Below are 24,225 nucleotides of genomic sequence, written 5' to 3' on the forward strand. Positions count from 1 at the left end.
CACGGCGAAGCGCAATTCCTCCGAACAGTGCAAAACCTCACCGGCGAACCCATGACCAACCACATCCTTGATTTTGACCGCGAGCACATCTGGCATCCCTACACCTCGACGACTCATCCCCTGCCCGTGCACGAGGTCGTCTCCGCGCGCGGCGTGCGCCTTCGGCTCGCGGACGGCCGGGAGCTCGTCGACGGCATGGCCTCGTGGTGGGCGGCCATCCATGGTTACAACCATCCCGTTCTGAACGCCGCCGTCACCGACCAGCTCTCCCGCATGGCCCATGTCATGTTCGGCGGCCTGACCCATGCGCCGGCCGTCGAGCTTTGCCGGACCCTGGTCGAGCTGACGCCCGCGCCCCTGACCAAGGTTTTCCTGGCCGATTCCGGCTCGGTGGCCGTCGAGGTCGCCATCAAGATGGCCTACCAGTACTGGATCTGCCGAGGCCGGGAAGGGAAGAACCGCCTTTTGACCATCCGGGGCGGCTACCACGGCGACACGTTTGCGGCCATGAGCGTGTGCGACCCCGTGAACGGAATGCACGAGAGCTTCTCGGGCGTTCTTTCCAGGCACCATTTCGTGCAGCGTCCCCGCTGCCGCTTCGGCGACGAGTGGGACGAAAGCGACATCATCCCTATGCGCGAAACCCTTGAGCGCCATCATGACGAGATCGCGGCCGTGATTCTTGAACCCGTGGTGCAGGGGGCGGGGGGGATGTACTTCTACCATCCCATGTACCTCAAGCGCGTGCGAGAACTCTGTGACGCCTTCGACGTGCTGCTCATCGCCGACGAGATCGCCACGGGTTTCGGGCGCACGGGAAAGCTTTTCGCCTGCGAGCACGCCGGGATCAGCCCGGACATCATGTGCCTGGGCAAGGCCCTGACCGGGGGCTACATGACCCTGGCCGCGACTCTGGCCACGGATCGCGTGGCCGAGGGGGTCTGCTCGGGAGAGCCAGGAGTGTTCATGCACGGCCCGACCTTCATGGGCAACCCTCTGGCCTGCGCCGTGGCAAGGGCGTCCCTGGGCCTGCTTCTTGATAACGATTGGGCCTCGCAAGTGGCGCGGATCGGGCGTTTGCTGACAATCGGCCTTGCCCCGTGTCGAAATTTGTCCTACATTTCGGACGTGCGCATCCTTGGCGCCATCGGAGTGGTGGAGCTCAAGGATCCGGTGCGCATGGCCGAAATTCAGACCGCTTTTGTCGAGGAGGGCGTCTGGGTTCGTCCCTTTGGCCGTTTGGTGTACGTGATGCCGCCATACATCACGGATGACCAGGACCTGGCCTTTTTGACCAAATCCTTGATCAAGGTTGTGGCGGAGCATTTTTGTTGATGCCCCTTAGTCTTGATCACAAACGACCGGCTGCCGCGTTGGCGGCAACACAAGAAGGAGAACATCGGATGCGGAAAAGTTCTGTGTGGTTTTTTTGCCTGGCAGTCATGGGCCTGGGAGTGCTTGGCGTCTTGCCTGAAGTCTGGGCTGCCGGGGGACTGCATCATGCGGCGGACGAAATCGGCAAGCAGATGGGCGTGCTCTGGGTCGTGCCCTTCGCGGGCCTGCTCTTGTCCATCGCCATCATGCCGCTGGCGATCCCTCATTTCTGGCATCACAACTACGGCAAGGTCGCCGCTTTCTGGGGCGCGGCCTTCATCGTGCCATACGCCCTGGTGTACGGTTTCGATCTGGCCGTCTACAATGTGCTGCATGTCCTGTTTCTGGAATACATCTCCTTCATCATCCTGCTCTTTTCCCTTTTCACCATCGCCGGCGGCGTGTGCCTGCGCGGCTCCCTGGTGGGCAAGCCACAGGTCAACGTGATTATCCTGCTGATCGGCACTCTGCTGGCCAGTTGGATGGGCACCACCGGCGCGGCCATGCTGCTCATCCGTCCGCTCATGCGCGCCATCTCGCACCGCAAGTACAAGGTGCACACCATCGTGTTCTTCATCTTCCTGGTCGCCAACATCGGCGGCAGCCTCACGCCCCTGGGCGATCCGCCGCTGTTCCTGGGCTTCCTGAAGGGCGTGTCCTTCTTCTGGACCACGGTGCACATGTTCATCCCGTTTGCTGTGTTGTCGGCCATTCTGCTGGCGCTTTATTTCGTCATCGACACGGTGCTCTTCAACAAGGAAGGTCGCCCCGAGTCTCCCGACGCAGGCCAGGATGGCAAGCTGCGCCTTGAAGGGACCGCCAACCTGCTGCTTCTGGGCGGCGTGGTCGCCGGCGTGCTCATGAGCGGCATGTGGAAGCCCGGCGTTGAAATCACCGTCTATGAAGTCCACGTTGAACTGCAGAACATCCTGCGCGACGTGCTGCTGCTGGCCCTTGCCTTCGTGAGCCTCAAGATCACGGCCCCGGAGATCCGCCGTCGCAACGAGTTTGACTGGGAGCCCATCCGGGAAGTGGCCAAGCTCTTCTCCGGCATCTTCATCTCCATGATCCCGGCCATCTCCATCCTGCGCGCGGGCATGGACGGCGCCCTGAACGGCATCATCTCCATGGTCAAGACCGCCGAGGGCCTCGACAACCACACCATGTACTTCTGGTTGACCGGTTCCCTGTCCGCCTTCCTGGACAACGCCCCGACCTATGTCGTGTTCTTCAATACGGCCGGCGGCGATGCGCAGCGCCTCATGACCGAAGTGGGAACCCTGCTGGCCATTTCAGCAGGCGCGGTTTTCTTCGGGGCGTGCACGTACATCGGCAACGCCCCCAACTTCATGGTCCGGTCCATCGCTGAAACGGGCGGCATCAAGATGCCCAGCTTCTTTGGCTACATGGCCTGGTCCGCAGGCATTCTGGTGCCGTGTTTCGTTCTTATGAACATTCTCTTCTTCCATTAATCAAGACCTTTGAGGCGGGAATATCCGCCGTGGAGATATGACTATGATCAAAGTTGAACGTGTACTCATTCCGGTCGATGGATCGGATTCTTCCAGAAACGCGGCCAAGTATGGCGCGCATCTGGTCAATTCCAAGTACCCCAAGATCTATCTGCTCAATGTATGGGAGCCCATCAACATGACCATCGGCGGCGAAATGGCCGAAAAGCTGCGCGCCAACGCCGAGGCCAAATCCATGGCCGTGCTCGAGGAATACAAGAAACTGCTTGAGCCCTGCGGCATGGACGTGGAACTGATTTCGCGTAGCGGTCGGCCAGACTACGCCATTCTGAACGTTCAGGACGAGCTTGATTGCGACCTCATTGTCATTGGTTCGCGAGGCCTGTCCGTGCTCGAGAACGTGATCATGGGCAGCGTGGTCACCCGCGTGCTCGAAGGCGCGACCTGCCCCGTGCTGGTCACACGTAACCTGCGCCTGAAGTATCTGCAGGACGCTTGCGGGCTGTAATACGACCGGCAACCTCCTCTTCAACATCGAATCAGGACCGGCCCTCATCAAGGGGGCCGGTTTTTTTGTGCGCTCCTGGCGATTCAATCCGAATCTTTTTTGTACGAATTGGTCAATGAAAACAGGACCTCCTTCGCAGGGCGCGCGAGGAAGACGCGGACTGCCCGCTTACATAGACAGGCAGGGGGTTTTGCAGGGGTCTTGCCGCGTGCGGCGATATGGCATATTGACCCGCCGTGCGAAAAATCAGGTCTTTGGCGGTCGCGGCGTGCCGACCGACCGCCTCCGTTTCCGGGCAATCATGTTCCGGACAGGGCCGCAGAGTTCATTATTTCATCTTTTTCGGTGTCCGGAGATGACACGCGTCGGAGACGGGTCTGCTTTTTCGCTTGCAAGGGATAAAGGGGAGAGGCTGGGCGTCTTCGTGGCGCCTTTCATGTCAGCGAACTGGTCGCCACCTCCCGGTGGTGGTCAATAAGGAGAACATCGGATGCGAAAAAGTTCTGTCTGGTTTTTTTGCCTGGCGGTCATCGGGCTGGGGGTTCTTGGCGTCTTGCCGGATGTTTGGGCCTCCGGGGGGGATCTGCACCATGAGGCTGCGGAGATCGGCAAGCATTTGGGCGTGCTTTGGGTGGTTCCCTTTGCGTGCATGCTTCTTTCCATCGCCGTCATGCCTCTGGCCGTGCCGCACTTCTGGCACCATCATTACGGCAAGGTGGCAGCTTTTTGGAGCGTGGCGTTCCTGGTTCCCTTCGCCATCGGCCACGGTTACGAGCTGGCGCTGTATTCCGTGGTGCACACCATCGCCCTGGAGTACGTTTCGTTTCTGATCCTGCTTTTTTCCCTGTTCACCATCGCTGGCGGCGTTTGCCTGCGCGGCTCCCTGGTGGGCAAGCCGGTGGTCAACACGGTCATTCTGCTCATCGGCACCCTGCTGGCCAGCTGGATGGGCACCACCGGCGCGGCCATGCTGCTCATCCGTCCGCTCATGCGCGCCATCTCGCACCGCAAGTATAAGGTTCACACCATCGTATTTTTCATCTTTCTGGTCGCCAACATCGGCGGCAGCCTCACGCCCCTGGGCGATCCGCCGCTGTTTCTGGGATTTTTGAAGGGCGTGTCCTTTTTCTGGACCACAAAGCATCTGTTTGTGCCTTTCGTGGTCATGTCGATCATTCTGCTGACGCTTTATTTCGTCATCGACACGGTGCTCTTCAGCAAGGAAGGACGCCCCGAGTCGCCTGATGCGGGCCAGGACGGCAAGCTGCGCCTGGAAGGCACCTTCAACCTGCTCCTGCTGGCCGGCGTGGTCGGCGGCGTGCTCATGAGCGGCATGTGGAAGCCCGAGGGCGGCGTGGTGATCTATCACGTGCATGTCGAGCTGCAGAACATCGCCCGTGACGTGCTGCTGCTGGTTCTGGCCGGGGTGAGTCTCAAGACCACGGCCGCTGAAATCCGCCGCCGCAACGAATTCAACTGGGAGCCCATCGTCGAGGTGGCCAAGCTCTTCGCCGGTATCTTCATCACCATGATTCCGGCCATCGCCATCCTGCGCGCGGGCATGGACGGCGCCTTGTCGGGCCTCATCGCCATGGTCTCCGTGGACGGCGTGGCCAACAACGCCATGTACTTCTGGCTGACCGGCGCACTGTCGAGCTTCCTGGACAACGCTCCGACCTATCTGGTCTTCTTCAACACCGCCGGTGGCGATGCGCAATTCCTGATGGAGCACGTGCACACCCTCATGGCGATTTCGGCGGGTGCGGTGTTCATGGGTGCCAATACCTACATCGGCAACGCCCCCAACTTCATGGTCCGGTCCATCGCCGAATCAAGCGGAATCAAGATGCCCAGTTTCTTTGGCTACATGGCCTGGTCCGTGGGTATTCTGGTCCCCTGTTTCGTGCTCATGACCTTCCTTTTCTTCCGTTAATCGCAAGCAAAGAGGCGGCCCTGCCGCCACGGAGATACTGCCATGATAAAGGTTGAACGTGTTTTGATTCCGGTGGATGGTTCCGATTCATCCAGAAACGCGGCCAAATACGGCACGCAGTTGGTCAATTCCAGACACCCCAAGATATATCTGCTCAACGTCTGGGAGCCCGTCACCATGACCATCGGCGGAGACATGGCCGAGAAGTTGCGTGCCAACGCCGAGGCCAGGTCCATGGCGATCCTGGAAGAGTACAAGAAGATGCTGGAGCCCTGCGGCATGGAAGTGGAGCTGATTTCGCGCAGCGGACGTCCCGACTATGTCATCCTGAATGTCCAGGACGAGCTGGACTGCGATCTCATCGTCATCGGTTCGCGCGGATTGTCGGTGCTTGAGAACGTGATCATGGGCAGCGTGGTCACGCGAGTGCTCGAAGGTGCAAACTGCCCCGTGCTGGTCACGCGGAACTTGCGTGTGAAGTATCTGCGGGATGCCTGCGGCATCTGATCGCTGCGTTCATGAGAAATGAAAAGGCCGGCTCCCCGCGAAGGGGGCCGGCCTTTTTCATCTGGTGGTCAGTCCATATTTCTTGAGGCGGTATTGCAGCGTGCGCCGACTGATTCCGAGCGCCTGGGCCGTGCGCTCGCGGTGTCCGGCATATTTGCGCAGGGTCTCTTCAAGGGCTTGGCGCTCGGCGGTCTCCAGCGGGCTTTCCCCGGGCTGGACGAGCTGCGCCGGGCGGGCGGCCGGGGCGGGAGCCAGCAGGTGATCCGGGAGGTCCCGCAGGTCCAGGATGTCCCCGCGGCAGAGGATGAGCGCGCGCTCCAGGACGTTTTCAAGCTCGCGCACGTTGCCCCGCCATTCGTGACGGCCCAGCGCGTCCAGGAATTCCCGGCTGACGGTGCGGATCGGGCGGTTGTTTTTGCGGCCGAGCTTGTCCAGCAGATAATCCACGAGCAGGGGAATGTCCTCGATGCGTTCGCGCAGGGGCGGAATGCGTATTTCGAGCACATTCAGTCGGTAATAGAGGTCTTCGCGAAATTTGCCTTCGGCGATCATGGCCGGGAGGTCGCGGTTGGTGGCCGCGATGAAGCGCACGTCGATGCTGACCGGGGTCACGCCGCCGAGGGGTTCGACGATGCGTTCCTGCAGGGCACGCAGGATCTTGGCCTGCAAGGTCAGGGGCAGTTCGCCGATTTCATCGAGAAAGAGAGTGCCGCCCCCGGCCAGCTGGAAGCGTCCGGGTTTGTCCTGGGCCGCGCCGGTGAAGGCGCCGCGCACATAGCCGAAAAGTTCGCTTTCGAGCAGGTTCTCGGGCAGGGCCGCGCAGTTGACCTTGACCAGCGGACCCTTGGCGCGCGTGCTCTGATCGTGCAGTTGCTGGGCGACGAGTTCCTTGCCCGTGCCCGATTCCCCGAGGATGAGCACGTTGGCTTCGCTTGGGCCCACCTGTTCGATGAGCTCCACGACCTTGCGGATTTCCTGGCTGTTGCCGATGATCCTGGTATCCTGCAACCGGCCGATCTGTTTTTTGAGGTCGCGGTTTTCGCGGGTCAGGCGCACGTGTTCCGCCGCCTTTTTGACCACGGCCAGCAATTCGTCATTGTCCGTGGGCTTGGTCAGATAATCCCAGGCCCCGATCTTCATGGATTCGACGGCGCTGCTGACGTTGCCGAACGCTGTCAGCATGATCACCGGGGTCGTCATCCCTTCCTCGTGCATCTTCTGCAGCACATCAAGGCCGCTCATGCCCGGCATGCGCATGTCCAGAAGGACGACGTCCACGGGCCTGGCGCGCAATGTGGCCAGGCCGGACGAGCCGTTGTCCGCCTCCAGCACCTTGAAGCCCGCGTCGCCGAGGACGACGCGGACCATGAGCCTGTGCGCCGGTTCGTCGTCAATCACGAGGACTGTGGACTGTGAGGTCATGTGCTGCTCCCGGTTTGGTTGGCGGGGAAGAAAAGGGAGACGGTGGTGCCTCCGGTCGCCGGCGTTTCGATCTGGATGCTGCCGCCATGCTCCTGCATGATGGTGTGGACGATGGCCAGGCCAAGGCCGGTGCCCTTGTTCCGGGTGGTGAAGAACGGCTCCAGGGCGTGCTCGCGCTCTTCAGGGCTCATGCCTGTTCCGTTGTCCCGGACGCGAATCCACGTCCCGCTCGCGGCGGGCTCGGACCAGAGTTCGATCAGGCCGCCTTCCTCGGGCAGGGCCTCGACGCTGTTCATGAGCAGGTTGATGATCGCCTGCTTCAGGGCGTCCCGGTCGGCCTGCACGGTTTGGGCATCCGTTCATTGTTCCAGGCGACCGTTTCTGGCGCCTGCATCCATGGACAAGAGAGTATGCACTTCCCGGAAAATCTCTGCAAGGGGCACCTGGGCGAAGCTCAGCTGCCTTGGCCTGGCCAGGAAGAGCAGATCGGTGATGACGCGGTTCAGGCGGTCCGCTTCCTGGACCATGGTCCGTGCATACAGCTCTTCGGGGTCGCGTCCGGCAAGCTTCTTGGCGAAGAACTGGGCGAATCCGCGCAGGGCCGAGAGCGGATTTCGAATCTCGTGAGCAACACCCGCCGCCATGCGGCCGATGGCGGCCAGCTTTTCTTTGCGGTGCAGCTCCCGCTCAAGACCGGCCAGTTCCGTACGGTCGCGAATCAGCACGAGGCGCTGCTCCGATCCATCCTTCAAAGGGAGTTGCAAAATTTCCAGATGCCGATCGGCCGTCTTGAGGGTGCTCCAGTCCTGTCCGGGTTGCCTGTCCGGCGTCAGACCCAGGTTCGAGAAAATGCTGGAGAGCGGTTGCCCCACGAGGCCGAGTCCGCCCATGAGGCTTGTGGCCGCCGGATTGGCCGCCACGACCGTGCCGTCGGCGGAGAGGGTCAGCAGACCGTCGGGCATGTTGTCCAGCAGGCGGGCGTTAAAGGATTCCAGGCGTTGCAGGCGTCTGTGCTGTTCGTTGCGTTGCAGAAATCCCAGGAGCAGAATCCAGAAGACGATGGTCACCGCCAGGATGTACCCGGTCTGCAGGATGGCCGTGCGCTTGTATTTGCCGAAGGCCGCCAGATGGTGGGTCATGTCGACGCCGATGAGCAGGAGCGGCGGCTGCTTGTCCGGCGGACACTGGCCGTCGGGACAGGCGGGAGCGGTAGTTAGGTGCGAGATGCGTCCCAGGACCATGATGGGCTGACCTTCGAAGTTCATTTCGCCGCTCCATTCCCCGGCGTTGCCGATGCTCGCCCAGGCGATGGTCGGCAGCTGGCCCTGGATCGCCTTTGGATCATTGTGCGAGGAGAGCAGGATGTGCCCGAGGGGGTTGTAGAGGCCGATGAAGCGTGCGTCGGTGCGCTTGATGTAGTCCTGGAGCAGTTCCTTGGCCAGGGTGCGATGGAGGTGCAGAAGCGTGTTGGTGTGTTCGGGGGTCGCGGGCAACTGCAGTTCCCGGCGCAGATTGATTTCGATCCCGGTGGCGATGGCGCGCGCCGTGACCAGGGCGTGCTCGTGAAAGGATTCCTGCTGCTGACGCAGATTGCGCCATGTGGAGAAGCTCAGCGCCAGACCAAGGACAAACACGGCCATGGTGGCCATCATGATGGTGCGATCGCTGCGAGACGGGAGAACGAGTTCCATGGCCTGCCTTTCTCAAGGAAAAGGCAAAGGCCGCAGGGGGTACGGCCTTTGCCCTTTTCAAGGGAGGGAGAGAGAAGGTTTTACATGGTTTGTGCGGCTGGGCATCCGGGAGCGGAGCCGACGCCTGGGGTGGCGCCGCTGGAGTGTGCTCCGCATCCGGACATGCGTCCGCAGCCTCTGCCGGATTCGATGGGAACGGGCTTACCGGCGATTTCAGTCAACTCCACGCGGTAGTCCGCATTGAGTTTCTCTTTTTTCGCCTGCAGTTCGCTCACTTCGGCCACGGCCTTGTCGATGGCGGCTTTGTCGGTCGGGGTTGCCGCAAACAGGGCTTCCATGGCTTCGTGCTTGGCAAGGAGCTCCTTGTGGAGGGCAAAGAGTTCCTTGTGGTGTTCGTCGGTCACTGCCTGGACTTTCTGTTGCTGTTCGGGGGTCAGGCCGGACATGAAGTCCTGGTAGTGTCCCTGTCCCGGACAGCCGCTCTTGTAGGCCTGGGCTCCGGCTGCGAGGGCCAGGACCAACGAGGCGGCGATTATGAGGTGTTTCAGGTACATTTTAAGGCTCCCTTTGCAATTACATTCTGGAGGTAGTGGAATGTCTTTGGTTGGACCTCACATAGCAGGCGTCGTGCCAAAAGCTTAAGTTGTTTTATTTCAGCTTGTTGAGATTTGTGGTCGTGCGTCCTGCAGGAGATTTGCGTGCCGGTTGCTGCACAAGACGTGTGCATGTGCAATATATTGCATTTTTCCCGGTATTGCCATTGCCGGGGAAAGGATTACCTTTACCTCCATATTTATCGCAAACAGCCTGCTTCAAGGCGTAAGGGAGGTCCGTATGTGCAAGGGTTGCGGATGTTTGAGAGGCAAGACCACCACGACCGTGGTCAAGCATGAGCACGAACACACCCACGGGGATCTGACCCACAGTCATCCCCATGACCATGATCACGACCATGTCCACGACGAGCAGCCTCCAGCAGCTCATGAGGATCACAAGCATTAGTATCGACGGAAGCGCGTCGGTTCAAGGGCCGCCTGCAACAAGTGGGGGGCCTTTTTTCATCTTTACAGGTTTACAGGGAGGGTGCGTGCGTAAAACCGGAATGATCGTGCTTGGGCACGGCAGCAGGCGCAGGGAGGTTTCCTTGCAGTTCACGGCCATGGTGGAGCGGGTCGCGCGGGAAGTCAGCGGCGCGCCGGTCCTGCCGGCCTTTTTTTCCCTGGGCGAACCGACCCTGGCCGACCAGGTGCGCGCCCTTGCCTTGCAGGGCTGCGACAGGATCGTGGTCATGCAGTACTTTCTCTACAACGGGGTGCATATCGAGCAGGACATTCCGGAAATGATCGCCGCCCTGCGGGAGGAATTTCCAGGGGTCGAGTTCGTGCTCCAGCCGACCCTGCAGGACGATCCCGCCCTTGAGCGCCTCATAGTTGATCGCCTTTTGGCGGATGCGGGCCGATGACTCTGTCATGAAACCTCCTCGCCTTCGTCTCCGGTACGAAACACGCGGATCCTAGTGTGCTTCAACGGCAAGAAGTTCGAATCCGGGTGTTCCGGGTGGACCGACTTGCCACACACAATGGAGGTATCCATGTCGCGTGTTTGTCATATCCATCAGGACATCGAGATTCGGCTGCGGGAAAAATTCAGGAAGATCGAAAGGGAAAACGAGGGGTTACGGGAATCCATGTGCCAGGACCGGGAGCTTGAGCCGGATCTGGCGGATCAGGCCAGCACCGCTTCCTCCCAGGACTGGAACATGATACGCTACAATCGCAACGTTAAGCTGCTGAGGGACATCACCGTCGCCCTCAAGGCCATCGACAACGATTCCTACGGGATCTGCGAAATGTGCGGAGAGCATATTGCCGACCGCAGGCTCCTGGCCATACCGAGCGCGCTCTTCTGCATAGAGTGCCAGGAGATGATCGACAGGCATCCCGGAGAATTCGGACGCACCGGACTTGGGGACGGGGTTCTGGCAGCAGTCTGATCGGCCGCCCTCTCCCGTCAATGGTCCGGACCGGGGCCACCGGCCCCTAAGGATTGAGCCGTCCATGCAGAAGAATTACGTACTTGATACCAATGTGCTCATTGACAACCCCCAATGCATCCGCGCCCTGCGCAACGGCCAGGAAAACCGGGTCATCCTGCCGTACACCGTTCTGCGAGAGCTGGACAAGCTCAAGCGCGAGCCGCGTGTGGCCCACATCGTGGCCCAGGCCATTGCCGCCCTGCAGGACGACCCGGATGTCCTGTTCCTCCCGCCCCGGACGTTCACGGACGCGGAAAGCAAGAGCGGCGATGACCTGATTCTTGACGAACTCAAAGACAGCGGAGTGGATGCGCCCATCCTGGTCACCAACGACCGCATCCTTCAGCTCAAGGCCCGCATCCACGCCATCGCCAGCGAGGGGTACCGCGATTCAAATCCCTTCCGCTCCGAATCCCAGTCCTACACCGGTTTTGTGCGCGAGGGCGAGCCGCCCATTGCCAACAGCTTCGCCTGGGTTGGCGGACAGCCGTACATGCACGCCACCTCCGGGCCCCGCTTCATCGATTTTCAGCACAACGTCTGGAACGTGCGGCCGCGCAACGTCTATCAGAACCTGGCCCTGGAACTGCTTCTCGACGATGCCGTGAACCTGGTCACCATCCAGTCCGAGGCCGGATACGGCAAGACCTTCCTGGCCCTGGCCGCAGCTCTGTTCATGGCCCTTGAGAAGAAGGACAATCCATACCGCAAGATCTACCTTGTCAAACCCGTCATCGAGATCGGCGCCAAGCTCGGCTATCTGCCCGGCGATCTTGAGGAAAAGATGGCTCCCTACGTGCGCTACATCGGCGATCTGCTCATGAAGCTGCACGACCTGCGCCCGGCCAACCGCATCTTCGCCGACAGCGAGAGCGGCAATTTCAGGTACAATCCCAAACGCTTCGAGATTCTGCCTATCGCCTTCATCCGGGGCATGAACCTTGAGAACGCGGTGGTCATCATCGACGAGATGCAGAACCTTTCGCGCACGGAGACTCGGGCGCTTTTGACCCGCATGGGCGAAAACGTGAAATGCATCTGCCTTGGCGACACGCGCCAGGTCGACAATCCCTATCTGAACGAATCCAACAACGGTCTGAACTGGACCGTGAAGATGCTCAAAGGGCTGCCTGGATACGGGCACATCGTCCTCAAGGGCGAACGCTCGCGTGGGCCCATCACGGACATGGTCATCAAGACTGGGCTCTGATTTTCCGGGCGCCAACGGCCCGGTCCTTTCCCCACAAATCTTTATACCCCGTCTGCCGCGTGTGAGATTCCCTCACGCGGCAGGCGATGTCGCGTCCTTGCAAAGCTCCCAGGTTGCCAGAAAGGCGGAGCCGAAGCTGCGCTCCTCGGCGAAGCTGCGCGCCGCTTCGCCCATGCGTTTGACCCGGCATGGGTCGCCGCAGAGTTCGATCATGGCCTGCGCCAGGGCCTTTGCGTTCCGTCCGGGAACGATGAGTCCGGTCTTGCCGGGATCGATGTTCTCCATGGGTCCTCCCTTGTCGCTGACGATGATCGGCAGCCCCGAGGCCTGGGCCTCCAGGACCACATTGCCGAAAGTGTCCGTGGTCGATGGAAAGACGAAAAGATCGGCGGAGGCATAGGCCTCGGCCAGGGCCTCGCCGTGCAGGACTCCGGTGAAGAGCGCCGGCAGTCCTGTAAGTTCCCGCTCCATCTCCTCCCGATACGGCCCGTCGCCGACGATGACGAGGCTGACCCCGTGCCCGCGTAACGCCTCGTGGGCCGACTTGAAGGCCTCGCAGAGGATGTCCAGATCCTTTTCCCGTGAGACTCTCCCGACATAGATGAGCTTGAACTGGTCAACGCCCCGCCAGCGCTTGAAGAATCCGTTGCGCTTGATCGGATCGAAGCGCGCGGTGTCCACTCCGCGAGGGTAAACCCGTATGGCCCCGCGCTCCACGCCGAAGGACGTCAATTCATCGGCGATGGCCTGGGACGGGGCATAAACGACGTCCATCTGCTTGTAATACCAGGCCATGTACTTGCGGGTCAGGTCTTCAAGGCCGGAATCGCCGGTCAGGGAGGCGACATATTGGGGAAAGGCCGTGTGATAGGTGCCGTGGATGGGAATCTGCAGAATTCTGCTTATGGCCAGCGCGGCGAGGCCGACGGGACCGGGCGTGGCGGCCAGGATGAGCTTCGCGTCCGCTTCGAGGGTGTATTCGAGCATGCGCAAAAACGGTGGGTAGGAAACGGAAAGTTCGGGATACTCGGGTATCGCGAAGGTGCCGATGGGGTCGAAGACCTGGAGGCCCGGCGCGTTCTCGCCCTGTCCGCAGGTGATCACGGTCATGTTCTTGCCGTGTTCGAGGGCCATGTCCAGCTGCTGGCGGATGGTCCATGAGACGCCGTTCACGTCTTCGAAGGTGTCCGTGAAATGCAGGAGCGCGAGGGGACGGGGCCTGGCCTGTCCGAAAGCGCGGGCGCATTTGCGGCTGAAAGATCTTTCCCGGGCAAAGAGCCCGAAGGACACGAAATAAGGGGCCAGCAGCGCGTACAGCGACCCGGCCGTGCCGATGGTGCTGAAGATGTCGAAGATGTCGGCGCCGAGCGCGCTGGTGAGCAGGCGGTCCAGGAAGGTGGCGATGAGCTTGTCCGAGGCCTGCCCGACGCAGCGGAACCATTCCTGGTCGAGATCCGCCCCCGTCTCGCCCCTGGCGATGGCCGTGAACACGGGGTCGTTCTCGATGATTCGGGTCACCTCCTTCAGGAGCACGGCCTTGATCCCTTCGGCGTCGGCCAGGCGCAGGTAGGTGCTGCTCTTGCGTGTGCCGATGGCCGCGTGCAGACGGGCCAGGAAGCCGTCCCCGGACGTTTCGCTGGCACCGAGCATGCGGTCGGCGAACTGCATGCAGACTAATTTGGAACGCGAGCGCCGGGTCTTGGCGCGGTAGAACTGGTAGGCAATGGCGTACAGATTGCGCGCCAGCGCATGTCCGGTGGCCGCGTGTCCAGACGGCAGGGAGTTCCTGTCGCGCACCGCTTCCAGAAAATCGTCCGGACCGTCCGCCCTGGCCAGGGTGTGCATGCTTGCGATGTTGAGGCTCGAATGATCGTCGGAGCCGCCGATCAGCCCCTTTTCCCAGGGCTTGCGGCCCTGCGGCGCCATTGCGTGCCTGTCGGCCAGGATTTCGATGGTGGATCGGTCCAGATCGGCCAGAATTTTTCGCAGCACCGTGTTCTGCATATCGTCCCGGCAACCGTTCAATTCGAAGATGTCGAAGAGCAGCAGGCTTTGCTCGAAATGGTCGATGTCCAGCTTGTCGTTGACCGCGAACAGGGGATGGGCCAGCGCGTGCACCAGGTTTTCGCTGCGCAGGTAGCCGCACAGGTCATGGACATTTTCCCGCAGGCGCTGGATCTCCACATGCTGGCATTCCGTGATGTCATAGACAAGGACGTGCAGCTTGCAGCGATCCTCGGGGAAATAGGTGGTGACCTCCTCGCTCACGAAGACTCCCGGCAGATGGGCGATCTGTAGCGCTCCGTCGATGACGTTGTGGTCGGTGATAGTCACATAGTCCATGCCCGCGGCCTTGGCCCGCTCGTAAATGAAGGCAGGTTCCGTGAAGCTTTCCGGACAGCCGAGCTTCTGTAGAATCCATTGTGACGGCCTGCTGGAGAACTTGGAATGAACATGCATGTCCGCCTTGCGCTGTGGGATCATATGCGTACCTCGTTGTGGTTTAAGCACGTTATCCCGCATGGACGTCATTTTTGTTACGCGGTCATGACAATTCAATAAAGATATCGAGTTCATGAAAGGCCGGGGTAGGGCTGTCACAAAGCTGTGACGCAAATGTCACAGTATGGGAATTGACTTTATGGCGCTGTTAACAGACAAAATCCGCATTTATATATCACTTTTCACCAAGGAAGCGTGCATGGCCTCGAAACTCAAACACAATTGGCTGCTCTCACGCGCGGAAGCGGCGGATCTGCTTCGCAAACTGGCGGATACCCTGGAGCAGGAGTCCGATGATCTGGCCGAATACGGGATCAGCCTGGCGGAACTTGTCAAATTCAAGGTCAAGGTCGATCTGGGGCATGAGGACGCGCTGGAGGTCAAATTCACGGGCAAGGGCATCAAGGTTTGCGGAGCCGAAGACCCCTGCGGATCGGGAGTCGTGTGCGAGAGCTACTCGAAACTCAAGAAGCGGATGCAGATCTACTTCAAGGCCATGCGGGAAAGCATCGCCAACGGCGAGATGCCTTCGCGGGAGATTGTCTCGGTTTTTCTCTCGGATTCCGAAAGAATGATGTCATATCACGGCTACGGTGACGAATACTATCCTGCGTATGCGGAAATCTGCGAGCGCCTGCGCCTGGCCTTCGACCAGGAAGACCAGGCCGCGACCGTCGCCGTGGTCGAAGAGCTGATCCAGTCCAAAAAATCCTGCCACGACCGATACAAATAGGCTTTGCAAATGCGTTCTCTCGATCCCATGAATCCGGCGGCCTGGGACCCGGCCATCACCGAGCAGGATCTCGCTGTTTTCGAGCGCGTGATCAGCACGGATCTCAATGATGAAAAACTGAAGGAACTGGTCTCGCCGTCGCTCACCCTTCCCGTTCAGCAGAGCGTCATGGCCGTGCACTGGCACCCTGAATTCGTGCCCATGCCGGTCATTGAACAACGCGTTCACAACATGTTTCCGGGCATGACCGAGAGCCTGATCATCCCGACTCAGCACAACGAAATTCTCGAATACGGCGATTTCAGCGGCGTGGAGGTGGACTGCTACTCCCACGGTTTCAACCAGAAAGTGCAGCTGTTGCTGCACTTTGCCTCGGCCCGTCTGGAGCATGCCCACACGCTGCGCGCCATGCTCCGGCACACCCTGACCTACCGCGCTTCCCAGCTCTTTGATTTCATGCACACCATCACGGCCCCGCTGGAAGACCGCATCGAACAGGCCGCCCGGGAGACCGGGGCCGATCTGGATCTGGTCGAATTCGTGCGCCATCATGTGACCAAGGTGCAGCGCATGGTGGAGGACAACCACGCGCGCCTTCCCCAGGACGCCCTCAAGAACAAGCTGCTGCGTAACTATTTCAACGCGCTGCGCCCCGTGTACGACAGCGAGCTCATCGACCGCATCCAAACGTATCTTTCGGCGGTCAAGGCCATCGTCAAAATCCATTTTTCGCTGCGCTATTTCTACCGCACATCGGAAGTGATCGAGGAGGTCCGCGCCCTTGGCGGCGGGATCATCATCCCGCATCCCGAACAGTTCTGGCCCATCCTCCTGGCCGATTACGACGTGGACGGATACGAGGTCTGGAATCCTCAGTCCCAGCGCTATACGGATTTTCTGATCACGGTCGTGGGCAGGGCCAACGCCTGCGCGGGTCTGTCCCAGCGCCGCAAGCTGGTCTTCATGGGCGACGACACGCACATGGGCGAAAAAGTGAAGGACGTCTCACAGCGCAATTCGGAAAAAGCGAACCGTGAGATCGGGTATCAACCCGCCTGGGACGATCTGGAGATCTCCAAGCGGCTCATCCTTTCGGGCATGAGCCGGGAAATCGTCATCCGGGAATATCGTGACCGCCTGCTGGGCTGAAACAAGGAATGATCATGTCTCAAGACGACAAATTTGAATTCGAGTCCGTACAGGACAGCCAGACCATCCAGAAATATCTGCAGGCCTTGCAGGACGGCTTCGCGCAGGGGCGGATAGTGCTTCATTCCGAGGGGTCGGAAATATGTCTGCACCCGAGCGGCTTCATGAAATTTCAGGTCTCGGTGAAGAAAAAGGGCTCTGAAAACAAGCTCTCCGTCAAGTTCGCCTGGAAGGACAAGAGCGACGAATCCCCGGCATCCAGCACCATTTCCATCACTTCCTAGGACGCGTCATGCTCAAAAGTTTCGAAGGGCTCGATGAGAATTTCAGGTTCCTGATCATGGAAGTGCAGAACCAGATTAAGGCCACCTTCCAATTTTTGCTGGAGCCGACTCCGGCGACCTATGACAAGATCTTCAGCAAGGACGACTACATCGATAACCTGAAGAACGTCATAGAGAACAAGTGCTTCACCACGTTGAACCAGACCAAGCTGGCTCCGGATCAGATGAAGTGCCTGCGGGCCGTGCATGTCATCAGCATCAACCTTGAACGTATCGGCGACTATTGCGTGAATATCGCCAAGCAGATGGGCTATCTGTCCACCCCTCGCTTTCTGGAGAATTTCGACTATAAAGATAGCTTCCTGAAAATTCACGATACGGTGAGCGAGATTCTTCCCGTGCTGCAAAAGGCCAACCTGTCGGGCGCGCTGTCCATTTGCCGCATGGAGGACGAGCTCGATACCATGTACAAGGAAAATTTTGACAAGATCATGATCCACCTGCGCATCGGTCGCAACGTGGAGGATCACATCACTTCGCTTTTCATCATCCGGTACATGGAGCGCATCGGGGACAGCCTGCTCAACATCGGGGAGGCGCTGCTTTTCGTCATCATCGGCGAACGCATCAAGATCCAGCAGTTCCAGGCCCTGCAACGCAACCTGAACAAGTCGGGCATGCAGGGGGACGTCACGGATGTGGATTTCCAGGGAATCTGGGGCTCGCGCTCCGGTTGCCGCATCGCTCGCGTGGAAGAGAAGAAATCCCCCCAGGCCCGGGATTCCATCTTCAAGGAAGGCAACCTGCGCAAGATCCGTCAGGAGAAGATCAACCTCGAATGCTGGAACGAAATATTTCCCGGGCTGGTACCGAGGGTTTTCAGCTATCAGGAAGACGGGGAGAATGCGTCGCTGCTGACAGAGTTCCTGTCCGGCTGCACCCTGGATGAGACCATTTTCAATCCGGACCGGGAGATCCTCAAAAACGCCCTCTTCATCTTCGAGCAGACCGTGCAGCACATCTGGGAACAGACCATGAGCGAGCACGCCCTGTCCACGAACATGATGCGTCAGGCCCTGGACCGCATGTCCTCTATCCTGCAGGTCCATCCGGAGCTCATGCGCCCCGCGATGGGCATAGGCTCCATCGCCATCCCCTCGGCCGGGGAACTGATCAAGGGCTGCATGGACATCGAGGCCAGATTTCCGGCGCCTTTTTCGGTCTTCATCCACGGCGACTTCAACATCAACAACGTCATCTACAGTCATCTGGATCAAAAGGTCTATTTCATAGATCTGTATCGCTCCCAGCATGCCGACTACGTGCAGGACGTCTCGGTCTTTCTCGTCTCCAACTTCCGCTTGCCCGCTTTTGACCGGGAATCGCGCGAACGCATCAGCGAAACCATCACCAGCTTCTACAAGTTCGCCAGGAATTTCGCCCGGGCCCATGGCGACGAGAGCTTCGACATCCGGCTCGGGCTCGGTGTGGCCAGGTCGTTTTATACCTCGACCCGTTTCGAGCTGAACCGGGCCTTTGCCCATGCCATGTACAATCGCTGTCTTTTTCTCATGGAGCGGCTCACGGAACATGAACTGAAGTCTCCGGCTGATTTTTCTTTCCCCTTGGAAATACTCAACTATTAGGATTTTTTTATGAAGATAGGAGTGGTCGGAACGCGCGGTGGGTGGTCTTCGGAACTTCTTGCGGACACGGTGGCCGCCAAGACCGGATTTCGCCTGCTGGTGGACATGGAGCAGGTCTGCATGGACCTGGACAGCGGCAAGGTCTGGACCGAAGGGGTCGATCTTGGCGGCCTTGACGGCCTCATCATCAAGAAGATCGGCGCGCGCTATTCTCCGGATCTTCTCGACAGGCTTGAGGTGCTGCGCTTTCTGGCACAGCGCGGGCTGCCCATTTTTTCCTCGCCCATGTCCATCATGCGCGTCCTGGACAGGCTCAGCTGCACCGTGACCCTGCGTCTCGGGAATATCCCCATGCCGCCGACGACCATCACCGAGTCCGTGGACGAGGCGCTGGGCGCGGTTGAACGCTATGGCGCGGCCGTGTTCAAGCCGCTTTTCACCTCCAAGGCCCGGGGCATGACGGTCATTGACCACGGAGCCGGGGCGCGCGCCGCCATCGAGGCCTTTCACGCGGAAAATCCCATCATGTACATGCAGCAGAAGATCGAGCTGCCCGGGCAGGATCTGGGCATCGTCTTTCTGGGCGGCAAGTACCTGACCACCTACGCCCGTTGCGGCACGGGGGCCTGGAACACGACCACCGAGTCGGGAGGCAAATACGCCCCGGCCACGCCTTCGCCCGAGGCCATGCGCACGGCCGAGGCGGCCCAGGCCCTGTTCAATCTCGATTTCACATGTGTCGATGTGGTGGAAGCCGCCACCGGGCCAGTGGTCTTCGAGGTTTCGGCCTTCGGCGGGTTCCGTGGCATCCAGGATGCCTGCGGTCTTGATGCCGCGGCCATGTACACCGATTATGTCATGGAGAAGATTCGTGAATAATGACAGCACTCTGCGCGGACTCGTGCATCTTTTGAGCGCCGGCGTCGCGACACCGCACCAGGTCTGCCTGAGCGTGGGCGACTGCCGTTTTCGGGTCATGACCAATTCCGGGAATCTGGCCCGGGAATTGACCAGATATTTCGCGCCATTCCTGAACTCCGGGTCGGAGGCGGACATATCCATCACGGCCCTGCAGGGCGAGGTTCCTGATCTGGGGCTGATTTTTCAGGTCAAGGAGCCGGACCCGGGCAAGACCAAGATAAAAGAGGAGTGGGCCGACATCGAAGGCGGGCGGGTCATCCGCAAGCGTCTGACCGGCATGCATTTTCTCTTCGGAAACGGGGAAAATCTGGCCGTGGGGGACTGCGAGGCCAATCCCAACCAGGTCGTCAATTTCATCAACAACCGTTTCATCGAGCGCAAGTTGAACGAAGGCTGTCTTCTGGCGCATGCCGCCGGAGTGGCGGTGTGCGAGACCGGTATGGCCATGGCCGGGTTTTCGGGCATGGGCAAATCGACCCTGGCCCTGCATCTGGTCAGCAAGGGCGTGACCTTTGTCAGCAACGACCGCCTGATGATCAGTCCTGCAAGCTCCGGCCCGGTCATGTTCGGCGTGGCCAAGCACCCGCGCATCAATCCCGGCACGGCCCTGCACAATCCCGATCTGACAGGCATAATCTCCCCCGAGGACACGGCGCACTTTCAGAGCCTGCCACCGGAGGAACTCTGGAGTCTGGAGCACAAATACGACGCCCTCATCGACCAGCTTTTTGGCCCGGACAGGTTCATCCTGCAGTGCCCCATGCGTTATCTGGTGCTGCTGAACTGGCACCGGGACGGCTCGCCCACGCGCTTCGAGGAGATCGACATCAATGCACGGCACGATCTGCTGGAAGCCTTCATGAAGGACACCGGCCTTTTTTTCACCGCCGAAAACGGCTATGCCCCGACGCAAGACGACTATGCCAAGGCGCTGGCGGGGTGCAGGGTGTTCGAGATCAGCGGAGGCGTGGACTTTGACCAGGCCGCGGATGGCTGTCTGCGGCTGCTGGAAAAGGCATGACGGCCATACGGGTCACCCGGGAGGTCAACGTTCCGGATCCGGTACGCGTGGCCAGGTCGTTGCGCAGTCCCGACCTTGGGCCGCGAATCCTCTTTTTCACCGGCGGCACGGCTCTCAAGGAAACCAGCCAGGCCCTGGTGGGGTACACCCACAACTCCGTGCACCTGGTCACGCCCTTTGATTCGGGGGGCAGTTCGGCCGTGCTGCGCCGCTATTTCGACATGCCGGCCGTGGGTGATCTGCGCAACCGGCTCATGGCCCTGGCCGATCGCACCCTGCATGGATACCCAGAGATTTTCGAGCTTTTTGCCCACCGTCTGCCCAAGACCGCAAGTTCCGGACAGCTGCTGGACGAACTCTCCGCCCTGGTCGCAGGCAGCCATCCGCTCATTACCCGGGTTTCGGACCCCATGCGCAAGATCATCCGCCATCATCTGCAACTCTTCGAGAAATCCATCGGCCCGGATTTCGACCTGCGCGGGGCGAGTGTCGGCAATCTCATCCTGACCGCCGGATATCTTGAAAACAGGCGGCACATCGATCCCATCGTCTACATCTATTCCAAACTGGTCCAGGTGCGCGGGGAAGTCCGCCTGCTGATCAATTCCAACCTGCAACTTCGGGCCGTGCTCGAAGGCGGCGGCCACCTTGTCGGCCAGCATCTGCTGACAGGCAAGGAGACTTTGCCCCTGACCCGCGCCGTGTCCGAACTGTCCCTCGTCGATCCCGCCAAGGGCAACGCGCCGGTGCGCCCGCTCATCCGCGACAAGATCCGCAGGGCCATCCAGGGCGCGGACCTCATCTGTTATCCGGTGGGCAGCTTCTACAGCTCCATCGTCGCCAACCTGCTGCCCCGGGGAGTGGGGCAGGCCGTGAGTCAGACGCCCTGTCCCAAGGTCTTCATCCCGAACACGTTCAGCGACCCTGAATCCGTGGGCCTGTCCCTGGCGGGCCAGGTCAGGACCCTGCTGCGGCACCTGCGCGCCGACGCCCCGGACAGCATCGCCATCAGCGATGTTCTCGACTTTGTACTGCTTGATCCGTCCGTGAGCTATCCGGACGCAAAGAATCCGCAGCGGGAGCTGGCATCCCTCGGCGTCCAGATCATCAAGACTCCCCTGACCGACACGAAAACCGGCGCCATCGACCCGCACCTGCTCTGCCAGGCCCTCATCTCCCTGGCGTGATATTTAAAAGGAGGTTCTCATGGGAAAAGACAAGCTCAAATCCAAGAACATCATGACCAGGGATGATCTGGTCGCGTATCTTGAAACCGTGCTCTCGGGTCTGAAACAGGGCACGCTCATCCTCGACAACGAAGAAAGGCCTCTGATTTTAAGGCCTTCGGACAGCATCGAGGCGGAGCTCGAAATAAAGCAGAAAAGCGACAAGGAGAAGCTTGAACTCAAGCTCTCCTGGGTGCCTAACAAGATGCAGCCGCTGACCCCGGTGGCAACACAACTTGAAGCCCCAATCCTGTCTTCGCCTCCCCTGGGTGACGAAGCAAAAAAAAAATGAGCTGAAGGAAGCGGCAGAAGCGGCAGAAGGGGAAGAAGCGGAAGAAGATAGGACCTATGGGACCTATAGGACGAATGGGCCGAATGAGACGAACGAAAACACAGAACTTCCTGCAACCCATACGTCCCATGAGCCCTATACGACCCATACTTCCCATTCTTCCCCGCAAAAGGCCCTCTATGCGGTCATCCGCGAGGCCCTGACCCTGGATCAGGGTATTTCTCTGCCGGGGCTCGGCTCTTTTTCCGTGACGCTTCATGCCGCGCGCATGGGTCGAAACCCGCGTACCGGGGAGAGCATCGCCATTCCGGCGCGCAGGCGGGTTCACTTCAAGGCGGCAAAGGGACTGCGGCAGCTGCTGAACCCATGACTTGCGCGGCGGCGTCTCGGAAATTTTCGGCCAAAGGAGCCTTTCATGAAGTTTCTCTCCACCTGTCGCGCGCTGTTCCGGGGGCGCCTTCCCGGCCAGGCCGTGATCCAGATCACTACCCGCTGCAACGCCCGGTGCGTGCAATGCGGCATGAGTGCGGACAATTCTTTTGCCCGCCACAGTCTTGACCCCGAGGTCGTGGACCGCGTTCTCGATACCGTGGCCAGGCTTGGGATGCAGGCCGTGTCCTTCACCGGCGGGGAGCCCCTGCTGGATCTCGGGCGCCTGACGGGCATGATCCGCCGCGCCAAGAAGCTCGGCATCCCCTACATCCGCACCGGCACCAACGGGTTCATCTTTCAGCGCCATGAGGCCCCGGATTTTGCGGATCGCATGCGCCGCACGGCCGACGAATTGCTTGAGAGCGGCATCCGCAATTTCTGGATCAGCCTCGATTCAAGCGATCCGGACATCCATGAGAAAAACCGGGGCCTGCCCGGCGTGGTGCGGGGCATGGCCAAGGCTGTGCCCATCTTTCACGAACGCGGCCTTTACCCATCGGTCAATCTGGGCATCAATCGCCTCTGCGGCGGGCGCATTCCGGCCTTGCAGGCCCCCTTCGATGCGCACGGTTTTCGGCAGGGTTTTTCCGAGGCCTTCACCCGCTTTTTCACGTTTGCGACGGAACTCGGCTTTACCATCGCCAACTGTTGCTACCCCATGAGCGACGAAGACCTCGCCGTTTACCAGGCCACCTCCTCGGATCCGTTCATCCGTTTCAGCCCCGAGGAGAAGAGGGCCATGCTGCTCGCGCTCAAGGATGTGGTGCCGGATTTCAGGTCGCGCATCCGCCTCTTCACGCCGCTGTCCTCCCTGGACGCCCTGGTGCGGCAGGCCGACGGGGAGGCCGGACAGACATATGCCTGTCGCGGAGGCCTGGATTTCTTCTTCGTGGATGCCACGGCCGGACACGCCTATCCGTGCGGCTATCGCAGCGCTGAGGACCTTGGGCCTTTCTGGGAATTGCAGGATCTGCCCGACGGCGAGCCGGGTTGTCGGCGCTGCGACTGGGAATGCTTCCGGGACCCGTCCGAGCTGCTCGGGCCCTTCGGGATGGCGCTCTCCAATCCTCTGGAAGTGATGCGCAGGTTCTCATCCCGCCCGGAGCTGCCCGGCCTCTGGTTTTCCGACCTTCGCTACTACATGGCCTGTGACTTCTTTGACGGCACCAAACCCATGCGCGCGGAAAAACTGGCGCGCTTCGCGCCGCGTCAGGCCGCGCCCGCGCTTCTTGTTTCGACCGAAGCCGAGTCCTGAGCCGCCATCACGCTTCGATGGCCCATGCATTGCGAGGCCCCCGCGCGTTCAGGGCCGGGCCTTGAAGTGACCGCGCACCAGCATCCCCAGCCCGAAAAGCAGGGCCGCGACCGCGCCGAGTAGCGGCAATCTTGCAACGACGGACGGATCGGTCAGGAATTTTCCGGCATGCAGTCCGAGCAGGGTGATGAGCGCAGACCATAGTGTTGCCGTGAAAAGGTTGGCGGCGAGAAAGAAGCGCCAGCACAGATCCGAGACGCCAAAAGCAAAGGGGATGACTCCGCGCATGCCGTAAATGAACCTGTAGGTGCCAAGGAGCGGCAGGCGATGGCGCAGAAGCAGGCCGCCGACGCGGGCGGCCCTGGTCCCGAAGCGCGGATGTCCCGCAAGGTATGCGGACCCTTTGAGCCTGCCGAGCCAGAAGAAGAACTGATCTCCCGCCATGCTGCCCGCAAAGGCCGCCCCCACCACGGTCCAGAAATCGAACAGCCCCAGGGCCAGCCCCGCGCCGCCCAGAAGCACCGCCGTTTCCCCCTCCACAAAAGCGCCCAGTGCGATGGCCAGGGGGCCATATTGAGTAATGGTGTTCATATCCATGACCTGTCTTTGCCG

The 24,225-nt window shown here is 60.3% G+C and carries 25 protein-coding genes; 19 read left to right on the forward strand and 6 right to left on the reverse strand.

Annotated features, from left to right (window positions below; translation table 11 throughout):
• Positions 1–51: 51 nt before the first annotated feature.
• From bioA to H4684_RS09060, 5 genes are all read left to right on the forward strand, one after another.
• On the forward strand, positions 52–1,335 hold the full coding sequence (gene bioA, locus H4684_RS09040) for an adenosylmethionine--8-amino-7-oxononanoate transaminase (protein ID WP_092190710.1): 1,284 nt from the start codon (positions 52–54) through the stop codon (positions 1,333–1,335).
• A gap of 68 nt (positions 1,336–1,403) precedes the next feature.
• Positions 1,404–2,846, forward strand: coding sequence for a sodium:proton antiporter (locus tag H4684_RS09045; RefSeq protein ID WP_092190712.1), 1,443 nt, complete (start codon positions 1,404–1,406; stop codon positions 2,844–2,846).
• Positions 2,847–2,889: 43 nt separating this feature from the next.
• Positions 2,890–3,354 carry a universal stress protein gene (locus H4684_RS09050; RefSeq protein ID WP_092190714.1) on the forward strand — a complete coding sequence of 155 codons (465 nt, stop codon included), beginning with the start codon at positions 2,890–2,892 and terminating at the stop codon, positions 3,352–3,354.
• A 490-nt stretch (positions 3,355–3,844) separates the two neighbouring features.
• Positions 3,845–5,287 carry a sodium:proton antiporter gene (locus H4684_RS09055; RefSeq protein WP_092190716.1) on the forward strand — a complete coding sequence of 481 codons (1,443 nt, stop codon included), beginning with the start codon at positions 3,845–3,847 and terminating at the stop codon, positions 5,285–5,287.
• Positions 5,288–5,329: 42 nt separating this feature from the next.
• Positions 5,330–5,794 (forward strand): universal stress protein, encoded by a 465-nt coding sequence (locus H4684_RS09060; RefSeq protein WP_092377057.1) that lies wholly within the window; start codon positions 5,330–5,332, stop codon positions 5,792–5,794.
• Positions 5,795–5,851: 57 nt separating this feature from the next.
• On the opposite strand, the gene H4684_RS09065 is transcribed toward H4684_RS09060, so the two are convergent.
• The 4 genes from H4684_RS09065 to H4684_RS09080 form a co-directional block, all read right to left on the reverse strand.
• On the reverse strand, positions 5,852–7,216 hold the full coding sequence (locus H4684_RS09065; RefSeq protein WP_192623488.1) for a sigma-54-dependent transcriptional regulator: 1,365 nt from the start codon (positions 7,214–7,216) through the stop codon (positions 5,852–5,854).
• Complete coding sequence (locus H4684_RS09070) at positions 7,213–7,560, reverse strand: sensor histidine kinase (protein ID WP_192623489.1); 348 nt, start codon at positions 7,558–7,560, stop codon at positions 7,213–7,215. Before H4684_RS09070 ends, H4684_RS09065 begins: the two co-directional genes overlap by 4 nt.
• A gap of 15 nt (positions 7,561–7,575) precedes the next feature.
• Positions 7,576–8,907, reverse strand: coding sequence for a histidine kinase dimerization/phospho-acceptor domain-containing protein (locus H4684_RS09075; RefSeq protein WP_192623490.1), 1,332 nt, complete (start codon positions 8,905–8,907; stop codon positions 7,576–7,578).
• 80 nt (positions 8,908–8,987) lie between these two features.
• On the reverse strand, positions 8,988–9,461 hold the full coding sequence (locus H4684_RS09080) for a periplasmic heavy metal sensor (protein ID WP_092190724.1): 474 nt from the start codon (positions 9,459–9,461) through the stop codon (positions 8,988–8,990).
• A gap of 280 nt (positions 9,462–9,741) precedes the next feature.
• Between H4684_RS09080 and H4684_RS09085 the strand changes: the two genes are divergently transcribed.
• The 4 genes from H4684_RS09085 (at position 9,742) to H4684_RS09100 (ending at position 12,152) form a co-directional block, all read left to right on the forward strand.
• Entirely contained in the window at positions 9,742–9,909 is a 168-nt protein-coding gene (locus H4684_RS09085; protein ID WP_192623491.1) for a hypothetical protein, read from the forward strand.
• A gap of 85 nt (positions 9,910–9,994) precedes the next feature.
• On the forward strand, positions 9,995–10,369 hold the full coding sequence (locus H4684_RS09090; protein WP_192623492.1) for a sirohydrochlorin chelatase: 375 nt from the start codon (positions 9,995–9,997) through the stop codon (positions 10,367–10,369).
• A 129-nt stretch (positions 10,370–10,498) separates the two neighbouring features.
• Positions 10,499–10,900 carry a TraR/DksA family transcriptional regulator gene (locus tag H4684_RS09095; RefSeq protein WP_192623493.1) on the forward strand — a complete coding sequence of 134 codons (402 nt, stop codon included), beginning with the start codon at positions 10,499–10,501 and terminating at the stop codon, positions 10,898–10,900.
• Positions 10,901–10,964: 64 nt separating this feature from the next.
• Positions 10,965–12,152, forward strand: coding sequence for a PhoH family protein (locus H4684_RS09100; protein ID WP_092190730.1), 1,188 nt, complete (start codon positions 10,965–10,967; stop codon positions 12,150–12,152).
• Between the two features lie 72 nt (positions 12,153–12,224).
• On the opposite strand, the gene H4684_RS09105 is transcribed toward H4684_RS09100, so the two are convergent.
• A complete protein-coding gene (locus tag H4684_RS09105; protein WP_192623494.1) occupies positions 12,225–14,636 on the reverse strand; it encodes a glycosyltransferase in 2,412 nt (803 codons plus the stop codon).
• Between the two features lie 217 nt (positions 14,637–14,853).
• On the opposite strand from H4684_RS09105, the gene H4684_RS09110 reads away from it, so the two are divergent.
• Genes H4684_RS09110 through H4684_RS09155 form a run of 10 tightly spaced genes read left to right on the forward strand, consistent with a single transcriptional unit; the run spans position 14,854 to position 23,613 of the window.
• Positions 14,854–15,387: a GAK system XXXCH domain-containing protein gene (locus tag H4684_RS09110; protein ID WP_192623495.1), complete on the forward strand. Its 534-nt coding sequence runs from the start codon at positions 14,854–14,856 to the stop codon at positions 15,385–15,387.
• A gap of 9 nt (positions 15,388–15,396) precedes the next feature.
• Positions 15,397–16,536 carry a hypothetical protein gene (locus H4684_RS09115; protein WP_192623496.1) on the forward strand — a complete coding sequence of 380 codons (1,140 nt, stop codon included), beginning with the start codon at positions 15,397–15,399 and terminating at the stop codon, positions 16,534–16,536.
• Positions 16,537–16,550: 14 nt separating this feature from the next.
• Entirely contained in the window at positions 16,551–16,820 is a 270-nt protein-coding gene (locus H4684_RS09120; protein ID WP_092190738.1) for an amphi-Trp domain-containing protein, read from the forward strand.
• Positions 16,821–16,828: 8 nt separating this feature from the next.
• Positions 16,829–18,466, forward strand: coding sequence for a PhoU domain-containing protein (locus H4684_RS09125; RefSeq protein WP_192623497.1), 1,638 nt, complete (start codon positions 16,829–16,831; stop codon positions 18,464–18,466).
• 9 nt (positions 18,467–18,475) lie between these two features.
• The gene (locus tag H4684_RS09130) at positions 18,476–19,345 is read left to right on the forward strand and encodes a GAK system ATP-grasp enzyme (protein ID WP_092190742.1); all 870 of its coding nucleotides are present in this window, start codon (positions 18,476–18,478) and stop codon (positions 19,343–19,345) included.
• Positions 19,338–20,408: an HprK-related kinase B gene (locus H4684_RS09135; RefSeq protein WP_192623498.1), complete on the forward strand. Its 1,071-nt coding sequence runs from the start codon at positions 19,338–19,340 to the stop codon at positions 20,406–20,408. Before H4684_RS09130 ends, H4684_RS09135 begins: the two co-directional genes overlap by 8 nt.
• On the forward strand, positions 20,405–21,595 hold the full coding sequence (locus H4684_RS09140; RefSeq protein ID WP_192623499.1) for a GAK system CofD-like protein: 1,191 nt from the start codon (positions 20,405–20,407) through the stop codon (positions 21,593–21,595). Before H4684_RS09135 ends, H4684_RS09140 begins: the two co-directional genes overlap by 4 nt.
• 19 nt (positions 21,596–21,614) lie before the next feature.
• Entirely contained in the window at positions 21,615–21,926 is a 312-nt protein-coding gene (locus H4684_RS09145) for an amphi-Trp domain-containing protein (RefSeq protein ID WP_092377098.1), read from the forward strand.
• Entirely contained in the window at positions 21,904–22,296 is a 393-nt protein-coding gene (locus H4684_RS09150; RefSeq protein WP_318779628.1) for an HU family DNA-binding protein, read from the forward strand. The genes H4684_RS09145 and H4684_RS09150 overlap by 23 nt, the downstream gene beginning before the upstream one ends.
• Before the next feature lie 45 nt (positions 22,297–22,341).
• The gene (locus H4684_RS09155; protein WP_192623500.1) at positions 22,342–23,613 is read left to right on the forward strand and encodes a radical SAM protein; all 1,272 of its coding nucleotides are present in this window, start codon (positions 22,342–22,344) and stop codon (positions 23,611–23,613) included.
• A 48-nt stretch (positions 23,614–23,661) separates the two neighbouring features.
• Here the strand turns inward: H4684_RS09155 and H4684_RS09160 are convergent, their stop codons facing one another.
• Positions 23,662–24,204, reverse strand: a complete 543-nt coding sequence (locus H4684_RS09160) for a DedA family protein (RefSeq protein WP_192623501.1) — start codon at positions 24,202–24,204, stop codon at positions 23,662–23,664.
• Between the last annotated feature and the right edge of the window lie 21 nt (positions 24,205–24,225).

This window comes from Desulfomicrobium macestii (genome assembly GCF_014873765.1).
GTDB classification, from domain to species: Bacteria; Desulfobacterota; Desulfovibrionia; order Desulfovibrionales; family Desulfomicrobiaceae; genus Desulfomicrobium; species Desulfomicrobium macestii.

Excerpts from the sequence above, each read along its gene's own strand:
- H4684_RS09060 (WP_092377057.1), top strand. The coding sequence starts at position 5,330 with ATGATAAAGGTTGAACGTGTTTTGATTCCGGTGGATGGTTCCGATTCA.
- H4684_RS09140 (WP_192623499.1), top strand. The coding sequence starts at position 20,405 with ATGACGGCCATACGGGTCACCCGGGAGGTCAACGTTCCGGATCCGGTA.
- H4684_RS09085 (WP_192623491.1), top strand. The coding sequence starts at position 9,742 with ATGTGCAAGGGTTGCGGATGTTTGAGAGGCAAGACCACCACGACCGTG.
- H4684_RS09120 (WP_092190738.1), top strand. The coding sequence starts at position 16,551 with ATGTCTCAAGACGACAAATTTGAATTCGAGTCCGTACAGGACAGCCAG.
- H4684_RS09045 (WP_092190712.1), top strand. The coding sequence starts at position 1,404 with ATGCGGAAAAGTTCTGTGTGGTTTTTTTGCCTGGCAGTCATGGGCCTG.
- H4684_RS09095 (WP_192623493.1), top strand. The coding sequence starts at position 10,499 with ATGTCGCGTGTTTGTCATATCCATCAGGACATCGAGATTCGGCTGCGG.
- H4684_RS09115 (WP_192623496.1), top strand. The coding sequence starts at position 15,397 with ATGCGTTCTCTCGATCCCATGAATCCGGCGGCCTGGGACCCGGCCATC.
- H4684_RS09100 (WP_092190730.1), top strand. The coding sequence starts at position 10,965 with ATGCAGAAGAATTACGTACTTGATACCAATGTGCTCATTGACAACCCC.
- H4684_RS09050 (WP_092190714.1), top strand. The coding sequence starts at position 2,890 with ATGATCAAAGTTGAACGTGTACTCATTCCGGTCGATGGATCGGATTCT.
- H4684_RS09105 (WP_192623494.1), bottom strand. The coding sequence starts at position 14,636 with ATGATCCCACAGCGCAAGGCGGACATGCATGTTCATTCCAAGTTCTCC.
- bioA (WP_092190710.1), top strand. The coding sequence starts at position 52 with ATGACCAACCACATCCTTGATTTTGACCGCGAGCACATCTGGCATCCC.
- H4684_RS09065 (WP_192623488.1), bottom strand. The coding sequence starts at position 7,216 with ATGACCTCACAGTCCACAGTCCTCGTGATTGACGACGAACCGGCGCAC.
- H4684_RS09130 (WP_092190742.1), top strand. The coding sequence starts at position 18,476 with ATGAAGATAGGAGTGGTCGGAACGCGCGGTGGGTGGTCTTCGGAACTT.
- H4684_RS09125 (WP_192623497.1), top strand. The coding sequence starts at position 16,829 with ATGCTCAAAAGTTTCGAAGGGCTCGATGAGAATTTCAGGTTCCTGATC.
- H4684_RS09075 (WP_192623490.1), bottom strand. The coding sequence starts at position 8,907 with ATGGAACTCGTTCTCCCGTCTCGCAGCGATCGCACCATCATGATGGCC.
- H4684_RS09110 (WP_192623495.1), top strand. The coding sequence starts at position 14,854 with ATGGCCTCGAAACTCAAACACAATTGGCTGCTCTCACGCGCGGAAGCG.
- H4684_RS09155 (WP_192623500.1), top strand. The coding sequence starts at position 22,342 with ATGAAGTTTCTCTCCACCTGTCGCGCGCTGTTCCGGGGGCGCCTTCCC.
- H4684_RS09055 (WP_092190716.1), top strand. The coding sequence starts at position 3,845 with ATGCGAAAAAGTTCTGTCTGGTTTTTTTGCCTGGCGGTCATCGGGCTG.
- H4684_RS09145 (WP_092377098.1), top strand. The coding sequence starts at position 21,615 with ATGGGAAAAGACAAGCTCAAATCCAAGAACATCATGACCAGGGATGAT.
- H4684_RS09160 (WP_192623501.1), bottom strand. The coding sequence starts at position 24,204 with ATGAACACCATTACTCAATATGGCCCCCTGGCCATCGCACTGGGCGCT.
- H4684_RS09080 (WP_092190724.1), bottom strand. The coding sequence starts at position 9,461 with ATGTACCTGAAACACCTCATAATCGCCGCCTCGTTGGTCCTGGCCCTC.